The organism is Streptomyces sp. NPDC006458, assembly GCF_040612135.1.
GTDB lineage: Bacteria > Actinomycetota > Actinomycetes > Streptomycetales > Streptomycetaceae > Streptomyces.
In genome coordinates this window covers 263633-284209 of record NZ_JBEXPR010000003.1, presented here as the reverse complement: position 1 = coordinate 284209, position 20577 = coordinate 263633, and the positions used below count along the sequence as shown (strand labels likewise).

Annotated in this window: 12 protein-coding genes and 6 pseudogenes; 11 read left to right on the top strand and 7 right to left on the bottom strand. The window is 70.6% G+C overall.

All coding sequences use genetic code 11. The annotated features are described in order from the left end of the window. Positions 1 to 5 precede the first annotated feature (5 nt). Positions 6 to 1943 carry a DUF6603 domain-containing protein gene (locus ABZZ79_RS06580; RefSeq protein WP_356687117.1) on the bottom strand — a complete coding sequence of 646 codons (1938 nt, stop codon included), beginning with the start codon at positions 1941 to 1943 and terminating at the stop codon, positions 6 to 8. A gap of 14 nt (positions 1944 to 1957) precedes the next feature. After that, on the bottom strand, positions 1958 to 2647 hold the full coding sequence (locus ABZZ79_RS06575; RefSeq protein ID WP_356687115.1) for a hypothetical protein: 690 nt from the start codon (positions 2645 to 2647) through the stop codon (positions 1958 to 1960). 282 nt (positions 2648 to 2929) lie between these two features. On the opposite strand from ABZZ79_RS06575, the gene ABZZ79_RS06570 reads away from it, so the two are divergent. Together ABZZ79_RS06570 and ABZZ79_RS06565 are read left to right on the top strand one after the other, a co-directional pair. Further along, positions 2930 to 3694 (top strand): peptidoglycan-binding protein, encoded by a 765-nt coding sequence (locus ABZZ79_RS06570; protein WP_356687113.1) that lies wholly within the window; start codon positions 2930 to 2932, stop codon positions 3692 to 3694. 206 nt (positions 3695 to 3900) lie between these two features. Further along, the gene (locus ABZZ79_RS06565) at positions 3901 to 6702 is read left to right on the top strand and encodes a CHAT domain-containing protein (protein WP_356687111.1); all 2802 of its coding nucleotides are present in this window, start codon (positions 3901 to 3903) and stop codon (positions 6700 to 6702) included. A 118-nt stretch (positions 6703 to 6820) separates the two neighbouring features. Here ABZZ79_RS06565 and ABZZ79_RS06560 read toward each other — a convergent pair whose 3' ends face one another. Beyond that, positions 6821 to 7981 carry an N-acetylmuramoyl-L-alanine amidase gene (locus tag ABZZ79_RS06560; protein WP_356687109.1) on the bottom strand — a complete coding sequence of 387 codons (1161 nt, stop codon included), beginning with the start codon at positions 7979 to 7981 and terminating at the stop codon, positions 6821 to 6823. Positions 7982 to 8308: 327 nt separating this feature from the next. Here ABZZ79_RS06560 and ABZZ79_RS06555 point away from each other — a divergent pair, with 327 nt between their 5' ends. Then, positions 8309 to 8440 (top strand): hypothetical protein, encoded by a 132-nt coding sequence (locus ABZZ79_RS06555; RefSeq protein ID WP_356687107.1) that lies wholly within the window; start codon positions 8309 to 8311, stop codon positions 8438 to 8440. A gap of 281 nt (positions 8441 to 8721) precedes the next feature. Further along, positions 8722 to 8877 (top strand): DUF6131 family protein, encoded by a 156-nt coding sequence (locus ABZZ79_RS06550; protein WP_356687105.1) that lies wholly within the window; start codon positions 8722 to 8724, stop codon positions 8875 to 8877. A 211-nt stretch (positions 8878 to 9088) separates the two neighbouring features. On the opposite strand, the gene ABZZ79_RS06545 is transcribed toward ABZZ79_RS06550, so the two are convergent. Next, entirely contained in the window at positions 9089 to 9301 is a 213-nt protein-coding gene (locus ABZZ79_RS06545; RefSeq protein ID WP_356687103.1) for a pentapeptide repeat-containing protein, read from the bottom strand. Positions 9302 to 9660: 359 nt separating this feature from the next. On the opposite strand from ABZZ79_RS06545, the pseudogene ABZZ79_RS06540 reads away from it, so the two are divergent. The 4 pseudogenes from ABZZ79_RS06540 to ABZZ79_RS06525 form a co-directional block, all read left to right on the top strand. Continuing rightward, a pseudogene (locus ABZZ79_RS06540) lies at positions 9661 to 11043 on the top strand (right-handed parallel beta-helix repeat-containing protein); the annotation flags it as partial. Positions 11044 to 12753: 1710 nt separating this feature from the next. Then, positions 12754 to 12921: pseudogene (locus ABZZ79_RS06535) on the top strand (thrombospondin type 3 repeat-containing protein); the annotation flags it as partial. Positions 12922 to 12945: 24 nt separating this feature from the next. Further along, positions 12946 to 13152, top strand: a pseudogene (locus ABZZ79_RS06530) (thrombospondin type 3 repeat-containing protein); the annotation flags it as partial. Next, a pseudogene (locus ABZZ79_RS06525) lies at positions 13141 to 13308 on the top strand (thrombospondin type 3 repeat-containing protein); the annotation flags it as partial. The pseudogenes ABZZ79_RS06530 and ABZZ79_RS06525, both read left to right, overlap by 12 nt. A 1537-nt stretch (positions 13309 to 14845) precedes the next feature. Here ABZZ79_RS06525 and ABZZ79_RS06520 read toward each other — a convergent pair. Continuing rightward, the gene (locus ABZZ79_RS06520) at positions 14846 to 16414 is read right to left on the bottom strand and encodes a trypsin-like serine protease (protein ID WP_356687101.1); all 1569 of its coding nucleotides are present in this window, start codon (positions 16412 to 16414) and stop codon (positions 14846 to 14848) included. An 849-nt stretch (positions 16415 to 17263) separates the two neighbouring features. On the opposite strand from ABZZ79_RS06520, the gene ABZZ79_RS06515 reads away from it, so the two are divergent. The 3 genes and pseudogenes from ABZZ79_RS06515 to ABZZ79_RS06505 all read left to right on the top strand — a co-directional run. Then, the gene (locus ABZZ79_RS06515; protein WP_356687099.1) at positions 17264 to 17857 is read left to right on the top strand and encodes a hypothetical protein; all 594 of its coding nucleotides are present in this window, start codon (positions 17264 to 17266) and stop codon (positions 17855 to 17857) included. A 178-nt stretch (positions 17858 to 18035) separates the two neighbouring features. Further along, positions 18036 to 18254: pseudogene (locus tag ABZZ79_RS06510) on the top strand (aldo/keto reductase); the annotation flags it as partial. A gap of 121 nt (positions 18255 to 18375) precedes the next feature. After that, positions 18376 to 18480, top strand: a pseudogene (locus tag ABZZ79_RS06505) (Tn3 family transposase); the annotation flags it as partial. A 180-nt stretch (positions 18481 to 18660) separates the two neighbouring features. On the opposite strand, the gene ABZZ79_RS06500 reads toward ABZZ79_RS06505, so the two are convergent. Continuing rightward, on the bottom strand, positions 18661 to 19737 hold the full coding sequence (locus tag ABZZ79_RS06500) for a winged helix DNA-binding domain-containing protein (protein WP_356687098.1): 1077 nt from the start codon (positions 19735 to 19737) through the stop codon (positions 18661 to 18663). Positions 19738 to 19763: 26 nt separating this feature from the next. Further along, entirely contained in the window at positions 19764 to 20498 is a 735-nt protein-coding gene (locus tag ABZZ79_RS06495) for an alpha/beta fold hydrolase (RefSeq protein ID WP_356687096.1), read from the bottom strand. Positions 20499 to 20577 lie beyond the last annotated feature (79 nt).

The following is a 20577-nucleotide window of genomic DNA, read 5'->3' as shown; positions in this document are numbered from 1 at the left end:
CGGTGTCACACCTCCCACGCCTCGACCGCCCGCACCCCGGCCAGGCCGGCGTACAGCAGGCGCCGCTCCGCGTTCGTGGCCATCGGCGTCTCGGGCAGGCCGGCCGGGGACATCGACCAGGTGGACGCCGCCACGACGGGGGGTTCGGCCGCCACCAGCAGGGGTGCGCCGATCTGCCACCAGCTCGGATCCCGCAGGGAGATCAGGGCGGCCACCCTCCCGGCGTTCACGAGCGCCCCGATCTGCGTGAAGCGCAGCAGGTCCAGCGCCCGCAGCGGGTTCGGGTCCGGCACGACCTTCGTCTCCCAGTCGAGCGTCGCGGTGACGAACGCGCCGTCGTCCGGTGGGGAGGTGTCCGCCACGAAGCGGACGCCCGACCGGTATGTGTCGTACGCGGCGGCGGCGAGCTGCTCGTCGTCGCTGAGCCTGCGGAACTGGCCGGGGGCGAAGCTGTCCGTGGTCGGTCCCGCGTCGGCCTCCGTGCCGCCGAGCGTGGCCGAGGCGACGTCCCACTGCTCGGCCGGCTCGACGACCGACGGACCGAGGCGCTGGATGTCCACTCCGAAGGGCAGGACCCGCTGACGGGCGACGACACCGCCGTGCGGATGGACCCTACGGCCCTCACCGATCTGCCGGTTGGCGGCCGGGGAGAGCACCACCGGGAGCCGCTCGCCGCCGGAGGGCGGCAGCGCGCTCCAGGCTTCCGGCCGGGCGAAGGCCTCTTCGAGTCTTCTGCGCAGGTCCGCCGGCGGTGTCGGCAGGGCGGGCGGCGGGTTGCCCCAGCGCTCGTCGAAGTCGAAGGAGGCGCTGAACAGGAACAGGTCGATGCTCCCGCGCCCGACCGCGTGCCAGGGCGCGGGCCCTTCCAGGGTGAGGTCGAAGGAGACGCCCAGCAGTGACTCGCCGAACACCTCGACGGACAGCGAACCCCGCATGCGGGCGCTGAACGACAGGTTCGGTTCACGGTGCACGATGACGTCGAGTGCGAACATGCCCCGCAGTCCGCAGCCCGCTATCTCCGCGACCAGGGAGAGCTGAGCCCCGAACTGCAGGGTGTTGGTGGTGATCGCGAAGTACGCCTGGCAGCGCAGCTGGATCCAGGGCACCGGGGAGAGGTTCATCGACAGCCGGTGCAGGGCGGGCACTCCACGCGGGATCGCGAACGCCGGGTGGAAGCCGCCCGCGCTGAGGACGAACGTGGGGTCGGCGCCACCCCGGCTCAGCACCAGCACGTCCCCGTCCATCGGCACCCCCGCCAGATGCGAGCCGGAGAGGCTCGCCATCAGGAACGCGCTGGGCTCGGCGGTGTCGTACTGTCCGGCGAAGGTGGCCTTGATGTGGATCAGCGGCACCGCTGGATCCGGCACGGAGACCCGCAGAATGCCGAGCAGGGTCAGCCGCACGGGCTCGGGGACCTCGGCGACCAGTGCCGCGGACAGGGAGACCATGCGGCCGCCCCACGAGATACGGAACATCGGCCCCACGACCGTGCGCCCCGGCGCGGTCGGGAACAGCACCGGCAGCCGGGGGATGACCTGCTTCGCCGCCGCCACCGGGTCGGGGGGAAACAGCAGCTCCCCGGCCGTGCCGTCGGCGATGGAGGAGATCAGGGCGTCCCGGTTCACCGCCTTGTTGACGCCGACGATCCCGCCGACGCCGCTGAGCGCGAAACCCAGGCCGAGCTGGATTCCGGGCTCGGGGAAGGTGGCGCCGAGCAGCGCGATGAACGCCGGTCCGCCCGGCGCCGCCAGATCCAGTTGGCCGAAGGCGGTCACCGTCGTGGCCGGCACGGTCGCGCTCAGTACGCCCGAGAACGAGCGGAACTGCTGACGCTCCAGCCGCCCCCGCAGCCGTACCGGAGGCAGCGGGCTGTCGATCTCCACCTTCGCGGGGAGTTGGTCGTCGGCCAGCCGTTCCAGATCGAGTCCGAAGATGCCGCCCATGGCGCGCCTCGCTGTCAGTGCCGCCGGGCCAGTCTCCCGTCCAGGGGGAGAAGGTCGAAGAAGTGGTGCTCTCTCGCGGGCTCGTACCGTATGACGGCACCGAAGTGAGGCACACGCGTCAGGACCTCGGGGCGCGCGTGGGGAGCGGCCTCGGCCAGTGACTCGCACACGGGGCCGTGCCGGTAGCCCGCGTCACCCAGCGCGTCGCCGGTGGGCTCCGGCGCGGGCCCGGAGGAACTGGTGAGGACGGGCAGGTACAGCCGGGCGACGCCCTTGTCCGCGCAGGCCCGCGCCAGGCTACGGCCGGTGAGTCCGTCCTCGGCCCCCTCGCCCGGCGCGAACTCCGCCAGCATCACCCGCAGCGGGCGCTCGCCCACGCACGGCCAGCTCTGCGGGAAGTCCCCGCGCTCCGCGTCCGGTTCACCGCTGTCCCGCGGTCCGTAGACGCCCGCGTCCCCGGGCTGCGGGAGTGCGCCCTCGTCGAAGTAGGCCCACCGCCAGCCCTCGGCGCGTCCGTCGGCGTTCCCCGCGTGCGCGCCCTCCTGCCAGGCCGTCATGTAGCCGGGGTGGCGGCGAGACGGAGTGGGGGGCACGTCCGGCGGAGAGCTGATCCCCGCTTCGTAGCCGTGATGCCAGCCCCTGACCTCGACCGGCACGATAACGCCGGGCTCCTGGGGGACTGGGTAGGGGTTGCGCCGTGTCATGGCCGACTCCTCGTCTCGTCGTCGCGCTTGCCGAACCGCGGGTGGGGGCGGGGCGACCATGGCGAGGCCGTCCGGTCACTTCGACGGTACGGAAGCGGTGTCAGCGTGTCGTCATTCCGCTGTCATCGGGCGGCGGGCGGGGGCGGCAGGCGGTGGGCGGGCGTGCCTCGCACGGTTGCAGACGGTGAACGAGCGGCCGAGAATGGTCGGGGTGGGGGTTGTCGGGCAGCCCGGGGGCGTAGGCGGAGCCTGACCGGCGATCAGACAGACAAGGACGGCATCATGTCCGCATTCACCATCGACATGTCCGGCCCGTTCCAGCCCGGATTCGGTGCCACCGACCTCGGCGGTCCGAACGTCGGCGGGCATCAGCCGCCCAACTGGTACGAGCAGTTCGGCATGGACTTCGGCGCCCCCGAGGGGACACCCGTCCGCGCGGCCTTCGACGCGCACATCACCCGCCACAACCCGCACGATCCGGCCACGGACACACCCAAGGTGTACGGCGCCCAGCTCTTCATGCGGGCCCGCAACAACATGATGGGCGGCTACTACACCCACATCACCGGGGTGCCGGCCGGACTGACCCTCGGCGCCACCGTCAGCAGGGGCGACCCGCTGGGAACCGTGTGCCGCAGCGGCGGTACCACCACCCATCTCCACTGGGCCCTGGTCGAGATCATCGGCGGGGCCCCCGACGGCCAGTACCGGGGGGTCGATCTCAACCAGTTCTTCCTCGGCATCACCGGCACGGACGCGGTCACCTCCGTCACCTTCTTCCAGGACGGTTCACCCCCGGCCCCCGGCGCTGACGCGGGCCCCAAGGTGTACAACCTGGCGAGCCTCAGAGGCATCCAGGAAGCCCTGGCCGTTCTCGGCTACGAGCCCGGCACCGTCGACGGCATGGACGGCCCGCACACGCAGGCCGCGGTCCGTGCCTTCCAGCGGGACCAGGGTCTGCCCGAGGACGGCCAGTGCGCGGGGGACACCCTCGTGGCACTGTCGGCGACGCTCCAGGCGAAGGGGTTCCTGGTGGACGGGGCGTAGACGGGGACCTTGAAGTCGGGCTTGGCAGACCGCTGTAGCAGACCGCTGTAGAAGTCCGGCGCGGGGAAGTCCGGCGTCAGGTCCGGCGTGGAAGTCCGGCGTGGACGTCCCGCCCCGCGTACCCGGCCGGCAACGAAGCCTGTGATTCCGCTGGTTGCCGCGCGGGCGCGCCGCTACTGTCGGTGCGAAGGGGGGCGTGCGCGAGCATGGACGAACGGGAGCGCCAGCGACGCCAGGACGCGGTCGTCGAGCGGATCCGCCGCATCGAGGAGTCGGGGACCTTCGCCCCGGCACTGGAGGACGGCGCGCTCGCCGAGGCCGCGCTGCTCGGGGAAGACTCCGAGGACGCGGAGTCGGTGTTCATGCTGGGCTGGTTCTATCTGTACCGGTACGGCGGAACGGACGACGAGGGTGATCTGGAAGCGGCCCTGGAGATGTTCCTGCCCTGCCTGCTCTCCGCCGACTTCGAACTCGCCGACTTCCCCGAGGAGATCCTGCCCCGGCTGACCGACGAGGCCTCGGACTTCGTCACCGCGCGGGCACTGGAACTCACCGAGTCCGACGACCCCGACGACCACGACGAACTCGTCACGCTCTGGGAGCGGATCCTCGCCGTCGTACCCGCGGACCATCACGACCGGCCCGGCTTCCAGTCCAACCTCGCCGTCGCCATGCACCACAGGTTCAACACCACGGGTGAGACCGCCGACCTCGACCTGGCGATAGGTCACCACCGTACGGCGCTGGAGTACGACCTGGCCCCGGCGGTCCGCGCGAGCTTCCTGACCAACCTCGGCTCCGCCCTGGACGACCGGTTCGAATGGTCGGGCGACTCGGCCGACCTCGCCGAGTCGGTCCGGCTGTCCCGCGAAGCCGTGGACATCGCCCCGCCCGACCACCGCCACCGGCCCATCTACATGGCCAACCTGGGCTCCGCGCTCGCGGGTCTCTTCGAGCGCACACGCGACGCCGCGACGGCCGACGAGGCCGTCATGTGGCTCCGCCGCGGCATGGAACTCGCCGTGGACGACCGGCTCCAGCAGGTGCGCTGCCTGTCGAACATCGGGCTTCTGCTGGGCGTCCGGTACCTGGCCTTCGGCGACACTGCCGACCTGGACGCCGCGGAGGCCGCGCTGCGCGAGGGCGTCGCCCTCGCCGCGGACCATCCCGACCGCGCGTCGATGCTGGCCAGCCTGGGCGGCCTGCTCCTCCAGCACTTCCAGGCGTCGGGCCGGCCCGCGTACGTGGACGAAGCCGTCACGACGTACCGCCAGGCGGTCGCGTCGACGCCGGTCGGCCACACGCAGCGCAGCCGTTACGCCGCCGCACTCGGCGGCGCTCTCACGATGCGGGCGGAGCTGGGCGGGCCGTCCGCCACCGACGACGACCAGGAGGCGATCGCACGGTTCCGGGAAGCGGCCGACCATCTCGCGGCCTCACCTACGAGACGGCTGGAGGTGGCCAACGTCGCGGGCACGCTGCTCGGCCGTCGCCGCCCGTCCGAGGCTGCGGGCTTTCTGGAATCGGCGGTACGACTGCTGCCGCACACGGCTGCCTCACGCAGACTGGAGCGCTCCGACCAGCTGTACGGCCTGGGACTGCACGGCGGTATCGCCGCCGACGCCGCCGCGCTGGTCCTGCGCGATCCCGAACGGTCCGCCTCCCGGCGCCGCGAGGACGCCCTGCAACTCCTCGAAGCGGGGCGTGCCGTCCTGTTCGCCCGCGCCCTGGAGACCCGGGACGACCTCACCGTCCTGGGCGAAACCCACCCGGCCACCGCCCGCCGCTTCACCGAGCTGCGAGACCTGCTCGACCAGCCGCTCGGACCGGCCGAGCGCCGCGAACTGGCCGACGTCTGGGAGGCGTTGCTCGCCGAGATCCGTTCCCTGCCGGGCCATTCCTCCTTCGCCCTGCCGCCCGCCCCGGCCGACCTGCTCGCACAGACCGGGGCCGGCCCCGTCGCGGCCCTCAACGTCAGTGCGTTCGGCTCCGACGCGCTGCTGCTCACCGCGGACGGCGTCACCCATGTGCCCCTCCCCGGACTCGGCCACGACGAGGTCCTCACCCGCATCGACGCCTTCCTCGGTGCCCTGCACCGCACGGCGAGGGCCCCCGCCCCGGACACCCGCCGCGCCGCCCAGCGGGAGATCACCGAAACGCTGGCCTGGCTGTGGGACAACGCGACCGGCCCCGTACTCGCCGCGCTGGGACACGACCGGCCGGTGCCGCCGGGCACCCCGCCCGAGGCCTGGCCCCGGGTCTGGTGGGCGCCCGGCGGGCTGCTCGGCATGTTCCCGCTGCACGCATCCGGGCGGCACGACGGGTCGGGCGACTCCGTCCTCGACCGGGTCGTCTCCTCCTACACACCCACCATCGGTGCACTCCGTCACGCGCGACGACGACCGCTGCCCAGCCGCGCCGGCTCGGCCCTCATCGTCGCCATGCCCACCACGCCCGATGTCCCGGGACACCTCACCTTCGTCCGCGCCGAGGCCGCCCTCGTCGCCCGGTCCCTGCCCGGTTCCCTCACACCGCCCGACCCCACCACCTCCGACGTCCTCGGACTGCTGCCCCGGCACGCCGTCGCCCACTTCGCCTGCCACGGGGTCAGCGATCCCGCGGATCCGTCCCACAGCCGGCTGCTGTTGCACGACCACGCCACCCGCCCGTTGACCGTCGCCGCACTCGCGTCGGTCCGGCTGGACCACGCGCACCTGGCCTACCTGTCCGCATGCGCGACGGCCCGCTCCGACGACGCCGACCTCGCCGACGAGTCCATCCACCTGGCGTCCGCCTTCCAACTGGCGGGCTACCCCCATGTGGTGGGCACGCTCTGGCCCGTCGACGACCGCATCGCCACCAGCACCGCCCACAGGTTCTACGCCACGTACGCCCGCCTCGGCCCTGCCCACGCCGCCGCCGCACTCCACGAGGCCGTGCGCGCCCTCCGCGCGGAAGCCGCCGCGAGGCCCTCGCTCTGGGCGGCCCACATCCACACGGGTGCCTGACGAGGCGTGGCGGGCCGCGGATCGCTGGGCTGTGGTGTGAGCAGAGGCTCAACGCACATGAAGGCGCCCGCCATTTGGCGCACGGGTGCACCGGATGGCGGGCTGTGGCGGGGTGTGGTCAGCGCCCGGCGGGAGTCTTCCCGGTGGCGATGGCCCGGATGGCGGGCAGTTCGGCGTAAAGCTTTTCGCCGGGACACTCGGTGTTGTAGCCGTCGCGATGGCCGTGGAGGGTCGGCAGGGTCAACTGGGCACCCAGGAGCCATGAGTTGTGGAAGTAGTTCGTGCCGTCGGCGCCCGCGGTGAGGGTGGTGGTTCCGGCCGGGTCGACGCCGTACTGGCCGAGCTTCCAGGCCGCGAGCGATGCGAGGGAGTTCAGTACCACCTGGGGCGGTGAGGCGGTGGTGAAGGTGCCGAGGACGGCGATGCCGGTGGTCTGGGAGTTGAAGCCGTAGGCGTGGGCGCCCTGTACGGCACGGTCCACACCGCCTTTGCGGCCCTCGTAGACGGTGCCGCACTTGTCGACGAGGAAGTTGTACCCGATGTCCCGCCAGCCCAGCTGATTGACGTGGTAGGCGTGGATCGCGCGGATGACCGCCGGCGCTTCGGCGCAGGAGTAGCTGTTGGAGTCGGCCGTGTGGTGGACGACGACGGCCTTGATCTTCCCGCTCGCCACATAGGTGGCGGCGGCGGGGCTGAGGGACTCGTCCGCGCCCCAGCCGGCGCGCGAGACGATCGTCGGCCTGGGGGCGCTCGTGGCCCCGGGCGCGTTGGGACCCGAGGCAGGGACGGGCACGGTGGGCAGCGGGCGTACCGCGCTGCCCGGACCGGGGTCGACGAGGTCCAGGCGCAAGCCATCGGGCAGGTCGGACAGTTCGTCGCCGTCCGCGATGATCCGGACTTCTGCCTCGTCGGCGGTTCCCACCCACAGCGGGTCGGTGCCGCCCCGGAGGGCGGTGTCGTCCCCGTGGCTGTCGCCGCTGTCCAGCCGCTTCCATTCGGACCAGTCGATGCCGCCGGAGGCCCGGGTGCGGACCTCCGCGGCGCCGGTCAGCGGCGCTTCCGGATCGTCCCAGGTGACCCCGAGCATCCTGAACGGCGCGGCGGCGCGGACGACGGTGGTGCGGCCGGGTGTGAGCGCTACGGTGCGCACCAGGCTCCGCACACCGGTCGAAGCCGGTGTCCCGGTGCCCTTGAGGCTGTGTGCCGGCGCTGCGAGAGCGGACTGCACGGCCAGCGCTCCCAGCGCCACGACCATGACTGCGCGTGCTGCGTTTCTCATGTACCTCTCTCCTGATCACGATGGCTGTGAGGACGCGCGGCGAGTGTGACAACTGCGCGCCGCTTATCTGCTGATCGACGCGGGGTCGGCGCGACACTGCGGGCGATGAGCCCCCGGGCGGGGAAGGAGGTATACGCCGGACGGCGTAGGCGCGAGGCCCGATCGACTCCGCGAGCGACCGGGCCCGCCGGTATGCCGCCGGGGCGCGGAAAGGTGTGTGAGAGCAGCCCGGCGTCAACGCGCCCGTGGCGGCCGCCGTCGGTGACAGCCGGGGGCGCCGTGCGGGTCCCCGACCGTGAGGCCGGGGCGAGCGAGGAGCCGTAGCACGTGGCCGGCCTGGGGCAGGCGTGCAACAGGTTCGGGCTGACGTGTCTGGTCGCCGTCGAGCAGGCGGCCGAGATCCTGGACGAGCCGGCCGTGGCGGTCAGTCAACTCCGGCCCCCGGTGGCACCGCCGTGACGCGAACATCAAGCACCGCCGGGCGGCTGCGCCACCAGCGCACGTTTCAGACGATGCTCCACGCTGACGGGAGCCCGGGCTCCGGGTGCCAGGATCGAAACCGCCGCGGCGCGCTCGGCGTGCCCTGTAATGGGCGGGCAGAGGGCTCCGTCGATATTTCGGGCGCGTCGCGCGTTATTCCAGCGGATCGGGGAAGTCGGTCGCACAGGTGCTGGTGCACCTTTGGCCGCTGTTGAGAGGACTGTCCGGCAGCGGCCGACTGGCAGAAAGGTCAGGCGGTCATGATCCTCATCGGCGTTATCCTGCTCGTCATCGGATTCGTCACGGGCGTGGCGATCCTGTGGACGATCGGCCTCATCCTGGCGGTCATCGGCGCGATCCTGTGGATCATGGGCGCCATGGGTCATGCGGTCGCCGGCCGTCGGCACTACTACTGACTGGCGGGCTCCCAGCCAGCTGCCGTGGTGCGGCGCAGCCTCAGCGCACGTGTCGCCGCGCCACGGCTGACCAGCGATTTCACCAGTGCGACCTCGCGGGATGCTGGTGCGGGGGGATCGCGAGCCTCTGCCGTCGACCGTGGTGTCGCAGCCGCCGCCGTACGGCTTCCTTGTCGCTGACGAGAGCGCAGGGTCCCTCTTGCCGGACCCGTCAGCGCACGCCGGTCGTCAAGTCGGTGACATGCGCTCCCCCGAGATCGACGAACCGCGCCTTCTCCAGGTGCGCGCCGTCCAGGTTGGCGTCGGTGAGGTCCGCTCCCCACATCGTCGCGCCGCGAAGGTCGGCGAGGGTCAGGCCGGCCCGGTCAGGTTCGCGTGCGCGGGCGGCTCTGCGGCGGGCGTTCTGGGCATCCGTGCGGCGCATGTCCGGTCACCTGTCCCTGGCGGGTGACCTCGATCTGGCTGCTGGTGGAGGCCGCTGACAGGGCGTTGAAGACCAGAGCGAGCCCCAGCCCGTGGCGCCCCGGGCATGTGGCGGTCATAACCGATTCATCACCAGCCACTTCCCAGCGCAACGGCCTGGCGTAATTTCGAAGAACCGCACGAGGAGACCCCAGCGCATTCGGAGAACACCTGGCTCGCCCGTCCCGCAGGAAACGAAAATGCCCTCTCGTATCGGATATGAGAATTCGCTGGGGCGCGGCCCCCGGCATCGATACGATGCCCCACGCCGCCCCGGAGTCCTGACACGGGCGAGGGGCGGCACCGTCGGGGGTGGGCGCAATGGGGTATCGATCGGTCGCCGCGGTCGTGTCGGCCGGCGCGGCCATGGCCGCGGTAGGAATTCCCGCCACCCATTCACCGGCCGCCGCCGCGCCCATCCGCCTGGTGGTCGATTCAGCAGGGGACGCCCCCGACCGGTCGCCGGGCGACGGGAAATGCCTCTCCACCACGAGCGCCCGCAGAGAATGCACCTTGAGGGCGGCGCTCATGGAAGCCAACCGTCACGCCGGTGCCGAGCGCATCACTTTCGCCGTCGGAAGCGGGCCGGTGACGATCAGGCCGGCGAGCGGTCCGCTGCCCCCTGTGACCGGGCCGGTGACGATCGACGCCACGACCCAGTCAGGCTTTCGCACCGCGCCGCTGACCGCGGGCGTCGAGATCAGCGGCTCCCGACTCGCCTCCGGATACCCGAACGGGCTGGTGATCAACGGTTCGGGGAGCGTGGTGAAGGGTGTCGCCGTCAACCGATTCCGCGGTCACGGCATCCTCCTGCGCAACGGATCGAAGAACACCATCGCCGCGAACCTCGTAGGAACTGACCGGTCCGGCAAGATCGACCTCGGCAACCGCTACAGCGGCATACAGCTGCAGAATTCGGCATCCAACACGGTGGGTGTGAATGCCGCTGGAAACGGCATCGGCAACATCGTGTCGGGCAATGACGAAACAGGTATCGCCGTCACCGGATCCGCGAGTGTCCGAAACCGGATATCCGGCAACGTCATAGGAGCCGCCGTCGGCGGATCCGGGCCGTTGGCCGGGCGGACCGGCGTCACCGGCCATGGCGTGGCCATCGGGGACGGAACTCCCTCCGCGGGACTCGGTCCACCGTCCGACACGATCGTCGGCGGCATTCTGCCCCGGCACCGGAACGTCATCTCGGGCAACACCGGCGGGGGCGTGTACATCAACGAGGGCAGTCGGCGGAGCGAGATAAGGGGCAACCACATCGGGGTGGACGCCAGTGGCGCGGCTGCTCTGTCCAACGGCAGAGCGGGAGTGGCCGTCGTGTCGGACGCGACCGATGCGGTCGCCACCGAGGGCACCAGGGTCATCGACAACGTGATCGCCTCCAACAAAGCGGCCGGTGTCCATCTCAGCGGCCCGGGAACCATCGGCAGCAGGGTGTCCGGAAACGCCATCGGTACCAGCGCGGACGGAAAAGTGAGACTCGGCAATCACTGGGGAGTGCTGATCGAGGACGGTGCCACCTCGAACACCGTCGGGTACGGGGTGCAGGAGACCCCGTCCGACAGCTGTGTCGCCCGGTGCAACCGCATCGCGAACAACTGGATGGCGGGTGTTCAGGTCCTCGGCACCGCGGCGCGGAACACGATTCGCGGAAACGGCATCGCCCAGAACGCGGGCCCTGGCATCGACCTCGCCGAACTCGGTGTCACCGCCAACGACCTGGCGGGCGAATCCGCACAGATCGACGCCGACGTCGGCGCCAACCAGCAGTTGAACTTCCCGGCCATGGTCCGGCTCGTGCACCGCCCCGATGGAACCCGCAGGGTGATCGGCACCTACGATCTCGGCGATCGCGCACCGGAGGACATCACCATCGACGTCTACAACCTGGGGCACGCCGACACAACGGGAACCAGTGTCCTGCGCCCCGGCTCGACGGTCGTCAGTGACCCGGCCGACGGCACGGTGAAGTGGAGGATACCCACCTTGGGGGCGTCCTTCGGGGAGGGGCGTCGCTGGGTCGGCTCTGTCCGTCCGGACAAGGGCGGGACCTTCCGGCTGACGGTGACGGCCTCCGGACTCACCGAGTTCTTCACCGCCACCGCCACCGACCGTGAGGGCAACACGTCCGAGTTCTCGGCGTTCTGCGCGGACGTCGACGGGGACCGCAGTCCGGACGCGGACGGAGACGGATTGTGCGAGGACTGGGAGACACCCGGCGTGAGAGCCGGCGACCCGTCACGACCGGCGTACGGCCTCGACTACGACGGCAACGGCGGTTACGAGTATCCCCTCGGCGACCCGGCCTACGGTGCCAGTCCCCAACGGCCCGACGTGTTCGTCGAAGTCGACGCGACGAAGAGTCACACTCCCACCGACCTGCAGCCGGTCGTGCGCGCCTTCGACTCCGCTCCTCCGGCGGGCAGAGGGGTGGGACTGCACCTGAGTCCCGGCTCCGCCCACGGCGTCGACGAGGAACTGCCTACCGTGGGTCTGCTGAGTTTCGGCGGCACCAACCCCTCTCATGATGCCGTCGACGGAACGTACCCGGAACTGCAGTTCGGAAAGGCCGAAGACGTCTGCGACGGTTGGTTCGGCACGAACCAGGAACGCGGGGCGGTGAACTGTGCCGCGGTCCTTCGGGCCAAGTCGCAGTTCTTCCGCTACGCCCTGTTCACGGGCGCGCTGGCAGAGGAAGCGGACGTGCCGAACGGGACGCTCGGCGTCGCTGATGGAACACCTGGTTCCGGCTTTGCGGTGGCAGTCGGCTCCATGTCCGACGACGCGCTGGAGAAGGCCGGCGGCTACGGATGCGGTGGCGGTTGCCGGCGGAACATCGAGCAGCGGGTCTTCATGCATGAACTCGGCCACACGCTCGGCCTGGACCACGGCGGCCGCGACGACGTGAACTTCAAGCCCAACTACTTCAGCATCATGAACTACTGGTTCACGGACCTCAGCCGTTTCGCGGAGGCGCCTTTGGACTACTCCCGATTCAGTCTGGCTGACCTCACGCCCATTCTGCTCGATGAGTCGAAGCTCGACGAGGGGGCCGGTGTGGGGCCGACTCCGCCCGGAGGCCGGCAGGGGTGGACACACACCTGGTACACCGTCAGGAAGGGCACGGGGTGCGTCGCCTTGCCACACGAGACCGACTTGTCCACGGCGGCAACGCCGTACTTCGACTGGGACGGCGATGGCGTCCAGGACACCGAGCCGGTCGAGGGCCGCATCAACGAACTGGAGGACTGCACCCCCGCAACGACCCCGGCGCAGACTCTGCTGAGCAGCAACGACTGGAAGAACCTCGATTATCTGGTCGACCACCGCCCTTCCGATGCGACTCCGGCCGAAGAGACCGCCGATTTCACGGCCGCGGGCATCGTGCGCGCGGCCGCCGGCTCCGACAGCGACAGCGACGGCATCACCAACAACGCCGACAACTGCGTCGACGCCGCCAACCCCGGCCAGGCGGACGACGACGGCAACGGCATCGGGAACGCCTGCCAGGCACAGGACCCGGACGACGACGGGGTCTTCGACCTCTTCGACAACTGCCCCGCGTTCCCCAACCCGGGACAGCGCGACAGCGACCACGACGGGCAGGGGGACGCCTGCGACCTCGACTGGGACACCGACCGCGACGGGGTGCGGGACTTCCTCGACAACTGCCCCTCCACGGCCAACCCCGGCCAGAGGGACTCCGACAGCGACGGCGTCGGGGACGCCTGCGATCCGGACGCCGTCGACACCGACGGGGACGGCGTCCGCGACAGCACCGACAACTGCCTGACGATGCGCAACACCAATCAGCACGACCGGGACGGCGACCACACCGGAGACGTCTGCGACGCCGATGACGACGACGACGGTGTCGACGACGAAGGCGACAACTGCCCCGACCTCGCCAACGCCGCCCAGCAGGACAGCGACGGCGACGGCGTGGGAGACGCCTGCCAGCGCCTGGCACTTCCGGGGCGGACCGTAGGTCTGGTGGAGAACAGCCTGGTGAAGGCGTACCGGGACGTCCGTGACACGTCCCACGACCCCAGCGTCAGTGCCACCGGCCGGTTCGTCGCGGTGACCGACGGCAACCCGTACGTCTACCTCGGCACCCTCTACACGGTCTGGCTGATCGACCGGGATGCCCGCGGCGACGGCCGCTTCGACGAATTCAACGACGTCGCAGCCCGCCAGATCAGCCTTGGCGCGAACGCGCAGACGGCCGACGGACACAGCGAGCACGCCTCGATCGACGCGTCGGGCGACCGCGTCGCCTTCGAGTCCGGCGCCACCAACCTGGTGAGCGGGGACGCGAACGGACGCTCGGACATCTTCGTCCATGACACAGGGACGGCAACCACCACGCGCGCCAGCGTTGACCCCGCGGGCGGCGAACTCAACGGCTTCGCTCGTCACCCGGCCCTCAGCGCCGACGGCGGGCACCTGGTGTTCGAGGTCCACGGACCGTCCCCTTGGGATCCCTCCCGGCACACCGTCACGATCTACCTCCGCGACCTCGGCCCAGGGACTCTGCGGCCCCTGGGAGAGGGCTATCACCCCACGATCTCGGGGGACGCGGGCAAGGTGGCCTACCAGTCCGGCACCGGAGTCATCGTCCGTGACCTGGCCGCCGGGACGACGACGACCATTCCGGCCGCCACCGCGCCCGCGCTCAGCGCGAACGGACAGTACCTCGCCTACACAGCGCTCCCCGACCCGGAGGGACACACCCCCGTGCGACGGCGCGATCTCGTCACGGGGCAGGACGAGACCGTCAGCCTGACCCCCGACGGCACGGTGGCCGACGGCAGCGAACCCAGCATCGCCGCGGACGGCGGGACGGTCGCGTTCAGTTCCCGTGCCGCGCTGGTCGACGGGGACAGGAACGACGCCGTGGACGCCTACGTACGAGACCTCGCCCGGGGCGTCACAGTGCGCGCCAGCGTCAGCCTGCGGTACGGCGACCCCGTGCCGTGGACCACTCGCACCGACTACACAGCCGGCAGCCGGCCCGCGCTCAGTGGAGACGGGCGAACGGTCGCCTTCTTCTCGAACGCGACCAACCTCGTGCATCAGGAGCCCAACTATCATCAGGAGGCGGTCTTCGTCCGCGGCCCGGCGGCCCTGCCGGCGCCCGGCGTCGTCCTCGCGCCCGCCGTTCAGGCTCCCTCCTGGGCCTCGCCGGCTCCGGCCGCGTCCGCGCCCGTCCCCACTGCCTCGGTCTCCGTCACCGGGCGGCCTGTGGCCGGCCCGGGCCCACCCGCACATCCCTACGCGGGAGAGCTGCTGCCTCGTTCCAGGAACCCGTGAGGAGCCCCGAAGGACCCGTACGCCCTGAAGCACCCGTACCGCCGTCCGCACACCAGGACAGGGACGAACTGCGGGACTCCTCAGATCCGCGTCACGGCCTTCCAACGGCCCGTAGGCGCGCCCGTCGCGGAGAACGTCCCGGCAGGCGCGCCCGCACGGCCTTCGGCCGGATGCGGCCGGATCAGCCGAACAGGTTGAAGGAGTTGAGACCGGCCGCGCCCTTCACCGCCGCCAGGAAGGTGCCGTTCCCCTTGCCCTTGTGGAGCCACAGGGTCCCGGAGCCGGTCCGGGTGACCAGATCGGCCCTGCCGTCGCCGTTGACGTCGCCGACGGCTGCCAGCGCCGTGACCGACCTGAACGTCGTGCCGCTCACCAGTTTGCGCGTGCCGAACGAGTAGGTGCCCGTGGTGCTGCTCGGATGGATGTGGAGCGCGCCCGCGGCGGTGCGGCCCACCAGGTCCGGACGGCCGTCGCCGGTGAAGTCGCCGTGGGCGACGACCTGAGCGTACGTCTGCCACCCCGCACCGATCTTTGCCCGGTTGCCGAACCCGCCCTTGCCGTTGCCGGGGTAGCGCCACAGTGTGCCGGCCGAGTCCACCGTCACCAGATCCGGGCGGGCGTCACCGCTGACATCACCGGGAGTCAGGATCTGGCGGACGCTCCGCCACCCGGTGGCGATCCGGGTGTTCACCCACCGGCCCGAGGAGAGGTGCCTCCAGTACACGACACCCGCCGTGGTGCGTACGACGTAGTCATGTACCCCGTCGCGGTTCAGGTCGCTCTGCAGGACCTTGTTGTAACCGCCCCAGCCGGTTCCCGCCGAGCTTCGGGTCGTCAGCGTCGTGCCCTTGTACGTGTACGCGGCGCCACCGCTCGACTTCCTGGCGAACAGGTCCGCCCTGCCGTCTCCGGAGATGTCCGTGTCGAACGTCCGTGCCTGCGTCAGGCCGGCGTAGGCGCCGGTCTGTGTGAACACCGGGTAGGTGCCCTGCACACCGCACCACTTCTCGCTGTTGCCGACGCCCCAGGAGAAGACGCCCACGATGCGTCCCTTGACGACCAGCGGGGCGCCCGCGTCGCTCATGCAGGGCGTTGTGGTGGTGCTGTCGTCGCCGGTGGCCGGCCGGCCGGCACAGGTCATCACCGACTCCGCGAAGGCGTCCTGCCCGCCGAGTGCGGCCCGCAGGGCGGAGTCGCAGGTGGAGTCCGCCTGCATCGGAAGGGTCGCCGTCTTCAGGGCGTCCGACTCGCCCGACTCGCCCGCGGCCGTGCCGGTGACTCCCCAGCCGTAGACCGCGGCCTCGGCGCCGGCCGCGTACAGCGCGCTGTCGCTGCCGAAGGCCGTCCTGGCGGGGGAGTAGGGCAGTGTTCCGTTCAGAGTGAGAACGGCGATGTCGTGGGTGACGCCCGACGGCCGGTAGGAGGGGTGCGCCCATTGGCGCTTGATGCCGATCCGGGTGCTGCCGTCCAGGTCGCCGCGGTACGTCGTGCCGCCGAGCACCACGGCACGGTCCCTGTCGGTGAGATCACGGCCGTGAACGCACTGCGCCGCGGTCAGTACCTTGTTGGGCGCGATCAGCGCGCCGTTGCAGAACCACAACTGCTCGGCGCTGTCCAGGTAGAAGAGCTGGACCATGTACGGGGCGTTGCCGATCGTGGTCTCGGAGCCGCCTACGATCCTGGGATCGACGGCGGTGGTGGACGACCTGGCGCCGTCTGACGCGGTGGACTCGCGGATGCGCGTGTCCACCGCGGCACCTCCTCCGCTGGCGGACGCCGGGGCGGCGGTCATGCCGGTGCCGACGAGCCCGAGCGTGAGCGCGGCGCCGGCGAGGGACCGGCGTAAGCGGCGTGCCCATGCGCGTCGGCCGTGCTGAGCGTGAATCACCCAACCTCCATGCGAAGCAGAAGAAACACGCCCTGAGCGTGCTTCTTGACCATATGCCGACGAACTCTCCCCGTCGGCAGACCCAGGCTAGCCTCAGTGTCCCGCGCGGGCTTGCCCTTCAACTCATGTGCACATGCGGCTCGTTGGACTCCGAGCGGCTACGGCTCAGGGGTGGCCGCCGGTACTGGCGGCGGACGAGAGCGAGGGGCCGGGTTGTGCGGCTTCCAGGAGTGCCGCGAACGTACGGCGGACGAACTCGACGTGTTGCGAGCCAGGTCGACTTCTTCGGATTGGTCGCGATCGCGATACCTTCGTGCCGGGCACCCGATGCGGGCAGCCCGCGAGGGAGCTGGTCCTGAGAGTGTCGAGGTCCTCACATGCCCGCGGTCCGATGGGATAGTCGTGTCTGATGCAGCGTCTCGCGCGGAGGCCCGTGTCGCGCTGGTGCGGGATGACGTGCATGGACGCGTGGCGCTGGCGCAGGAGTTCTATGAGGGTTCCGCCGGGCCCCTGCGTCGGTACGGTCACGCTGAGCTGAGCTTCATGCGCTGGTCCGCCGCCCGGGGAGTGCTCGCACCGGAGTCCTCGGATCGCCCGGGCAGCGCGTGGTGGCGTTCCGTGAACGAAGGTCTGCTCCGGGACAAGGTGGAGGCGAGCCTTCTGTGCGGCGGCGTGAGAGGGGCACCACGCTCAAGGAGCGTCGAGTACTGGATGCAGTGCATCCGGTCCCCGTCGCCTGCCTCCTGGTACCACGCCCACAACGCCAGCATCGTGTCCGGCTATCTACGGCACGAGGACTTGGCGGTGTCCGAGTCGCAGGTGGAGCGATTCATGATCAACGTCGCCCTGCTGCGTGTCCTGTTCACCCACGCCATGCTCGTGGAACCGCGGCTGGCGCTGGGTCGACTGGCCAGGTTCGGGCCACGGCTGGTGGACCCGCGCTCCCGGACGGTGAAGCTGTTCCTCGACCTCGGCCGGTCGTTCCCGTCCGAATACCCGGTCACCACGCCCACCGAGGACACCATTCTCGACGAGCACGCCATTGCCAGGATGCTCGACTACGGCGTGATCGCCCCACGTCTGCCGGCGCTGTACGAGTTCTCGGCCGTGGCACTCGACGAGCCGCGTCTGCCCACTCTCCTGGACGAAGGCGTTCCAGCCTATGTCTGGCGTCCGGCGGAGAGATCCCTCTGGTACGTCGGCAATACCGGCCCCCATCTGCGGGTCATCGCCCGCGCGACAGGTGAACGGCTTCTCTGGCAGCCGTCGCCGAAGGCACACCGTGCCCCGTGGCGGCGCGGGTAGCCGGCGTCTGGGATGTCTCCGGTCAGCGCGGGGGCCCTGCCCACGTCGTCGCCCGCTTCGACGCCGGCCAGGTGCGGGAGCCGGTCCTTCCGGCTCGACCGTCGTCTCGTGGTGAGGGCGCAGTGGTGGGCGATGCGTGCCGCCCGGCCGACTCCCGCCCGCTGAACAGGACGCGCGCGTCCAGTCCGTTGCCCGCGCCCACGATGCGACGCCGGCTCAGGTACGGCTCGCCTGGACCCTCCACCGCGGTCCGCACGTGCTGGCCATTCCCGGCACCGCGAACCCGGTACACCTGGCAGAGAACATCGCCGCCGGAAGCCTGTGCCTGACCGAGGAGGAGTTGGCCGTCCTCGGCGAGCCGGTCGGCCCCGCGACTTCACCGCGAACCCACGGGTGAAACCCCTAATATTGGGACAACAGGCCCGTGGGTTTCCTCTGAAGCCCCTTCAGTTTTCGTGAACTCGCGGGGGTCATGGGGTGTGACCGAGATACGCGTCAAAGGGGCAACGGGATGAGTCCTGGACATCGCCGAGATCATCCGCCAGCTGCTGGAAGAAGGCTGGGAGATCGACCCCGAGGACCTGGCCCACATCTCGCCGTACCTGACCGAGCACGTCAACCGGTTCGGCGAATACAGCACGCACGAACTCGGTATCCAGCCGGAAGCGTACGACCCGAAGCTTGACGTCGACTTCACCCCGCTCCGTGAGCAGAGTCTGATCGCCGCCGGCTCGGTCAGGTCGCTAGACCCAACGTTCTCGCCTACGCGGCCGCCCTGTTTGTTGGATCGGGATGCGGGTCGGCTATGTGGTGGGCCGCAGGAAGCGGACGACGGCGTCTTTCTCCATGTCGACTTCCCGCTGGATCTGAGGGGGGACAGGTCCGAACGCACGCACCTTGATGGAGCGCGCGCCGGAGCCACGGCTCCAGGTGGCGATGGCCAGGCCGTCGGCGATGACGGTCGGCCGGATGAGGCCGCCTCCTGGCCAGACGCGGGCCTGGTGGAGAGCGGGGACGGACATCTCGCGAGTGCGGTAGCCGATCAGGTAGTTGTCGTAGGCGGGCAGCATGCGAACGTCTGGAGTGTCAGACGGGCCCGGGAGTTCCTCCACCCGTCCGGCGAGCATGGTCAAGCCGCCGTACTCGGTGATCACGCCGGATTCCGCCAGCAGTTTCCAGGCCCTGCGGGCCCAGGTGACCGGCAGCCCGGACCAGGCGGCGAAGTCCTCCAAGGTGGCGGGGGCGTGCGCGGCAAGGTAGCGGCGGGCCACCTCGGTGAGGGCAGAGTCTCCCTCCCACCGGAAGCGCCCGGTGGAGGGCAGCCAGTCGTCGAGCAGTACATACGTGGCCTCACCGGCGCGCTGCGGACCGTGACAGAGGACGCCAGTGAGTGCCGCGTGGCGGATCAGGTAGAACGGCGCCTGCCCATCCGGCGGAATACCGAGGGTGGTAAGGCGCTCGGTCAACTCGGCCCGGGTAAGCGGGCCGTGCGCGGCAAGAGCGCGCCGGATGAGATGGTCGGCGCGCTGGCGCAGATCATCGTCCAGGCCCAGCTGCTGGTAGCGGCGGCTGGTTGCGGCAAGAATCCGCGGGGACAGCAACCGCAACACCCAGCGGGCGTCGTCGCTGGGAATGGTGTGCAGGGTGCCGCGCATGTACCAGCCGCGGACGATGCTCCGCTCGTCCTCATACGCTATGCGGATGGCCCGGGCGGTGATGTCCCGGCCGCGTACCCGGATGCCCAGGTCGGCGGCCGTGGCGTCCTGGGCCTGGATAGCGAATACCCGTCGGACGACCGTCTCGGCAGAGTCCTCCCGTGTTCCATCGGCCAGGGCCTGCGCACAGGCCCGCAGCCGGCGGACGCTCTCGTGGTCAAGCATCGGGCTGTGCCTCTCAGCCAGCGCGGTCAGGAGACGGCCTTGTCGAGGATGTCGGCAAGTTCGGCGGGCGCGGACAGCATCGGCCAATGCCCGGTGGGCAGGTCGAAGCGCCGCCACGGCGGCTGGTTCAGGTAGGCCAGCATCGGCACCCCGGCATCCAGCAGCCCCGTGAAGTCATGGCACGCCACCAGGACACGGTCCACACCGGGACCGGGCTCGGCCGGGCCGGCGAGGCGCCGGGTGAAGGTTCCGAACGGCTGAGGGGTGGCACCCGTGCGCAGAGCGTCCAGCTGGCCCTCATCGAGCCCGTCGAGGCTGCTGGACAAGCCCAGGACCTCAAACGGCGGCATCGGCAGCCGCCACCCGTCGCCAGACGCGTCGACCTGCTGGCGCAGCTGGTCCGCTGCCTGCGGTGGCATGAGGTCGAGCATGCTCATGCCCACGGCAAATGGGGCGCTGTCCACATAGACCACGCGATGCAGCCGGTCACTGAGACGTCCGGCTGCCCCGGTCACCGGAGCAGCCGCGTAGCTGTGGGCGACCAGTGTGACGTCGCGCAGATCGTTCCGCTCGACGAAGCCGGTGATGTCCGCGATGTGCGTGTCCAGATCTGTCTCGGGTCCGCTCTGGTCTGCGTGCTCGGCCAGGCCCGTCAGTGTCAGCGGCAGCGCCGTGTGACCACGCTCCTGCAGAGCGCGGGCGGTGTCTTCCCAGGCCCATGCCCCGAGCCAGGCGCCGGGAACGAGTACGAAGGTGGTCATGTGGTCTCCCAGAAGTAGGTGCTGTGGGGAGCGTAAAGTTGATACAGGACAGAATCCGCCCTGAAATGCCGAGTGATCC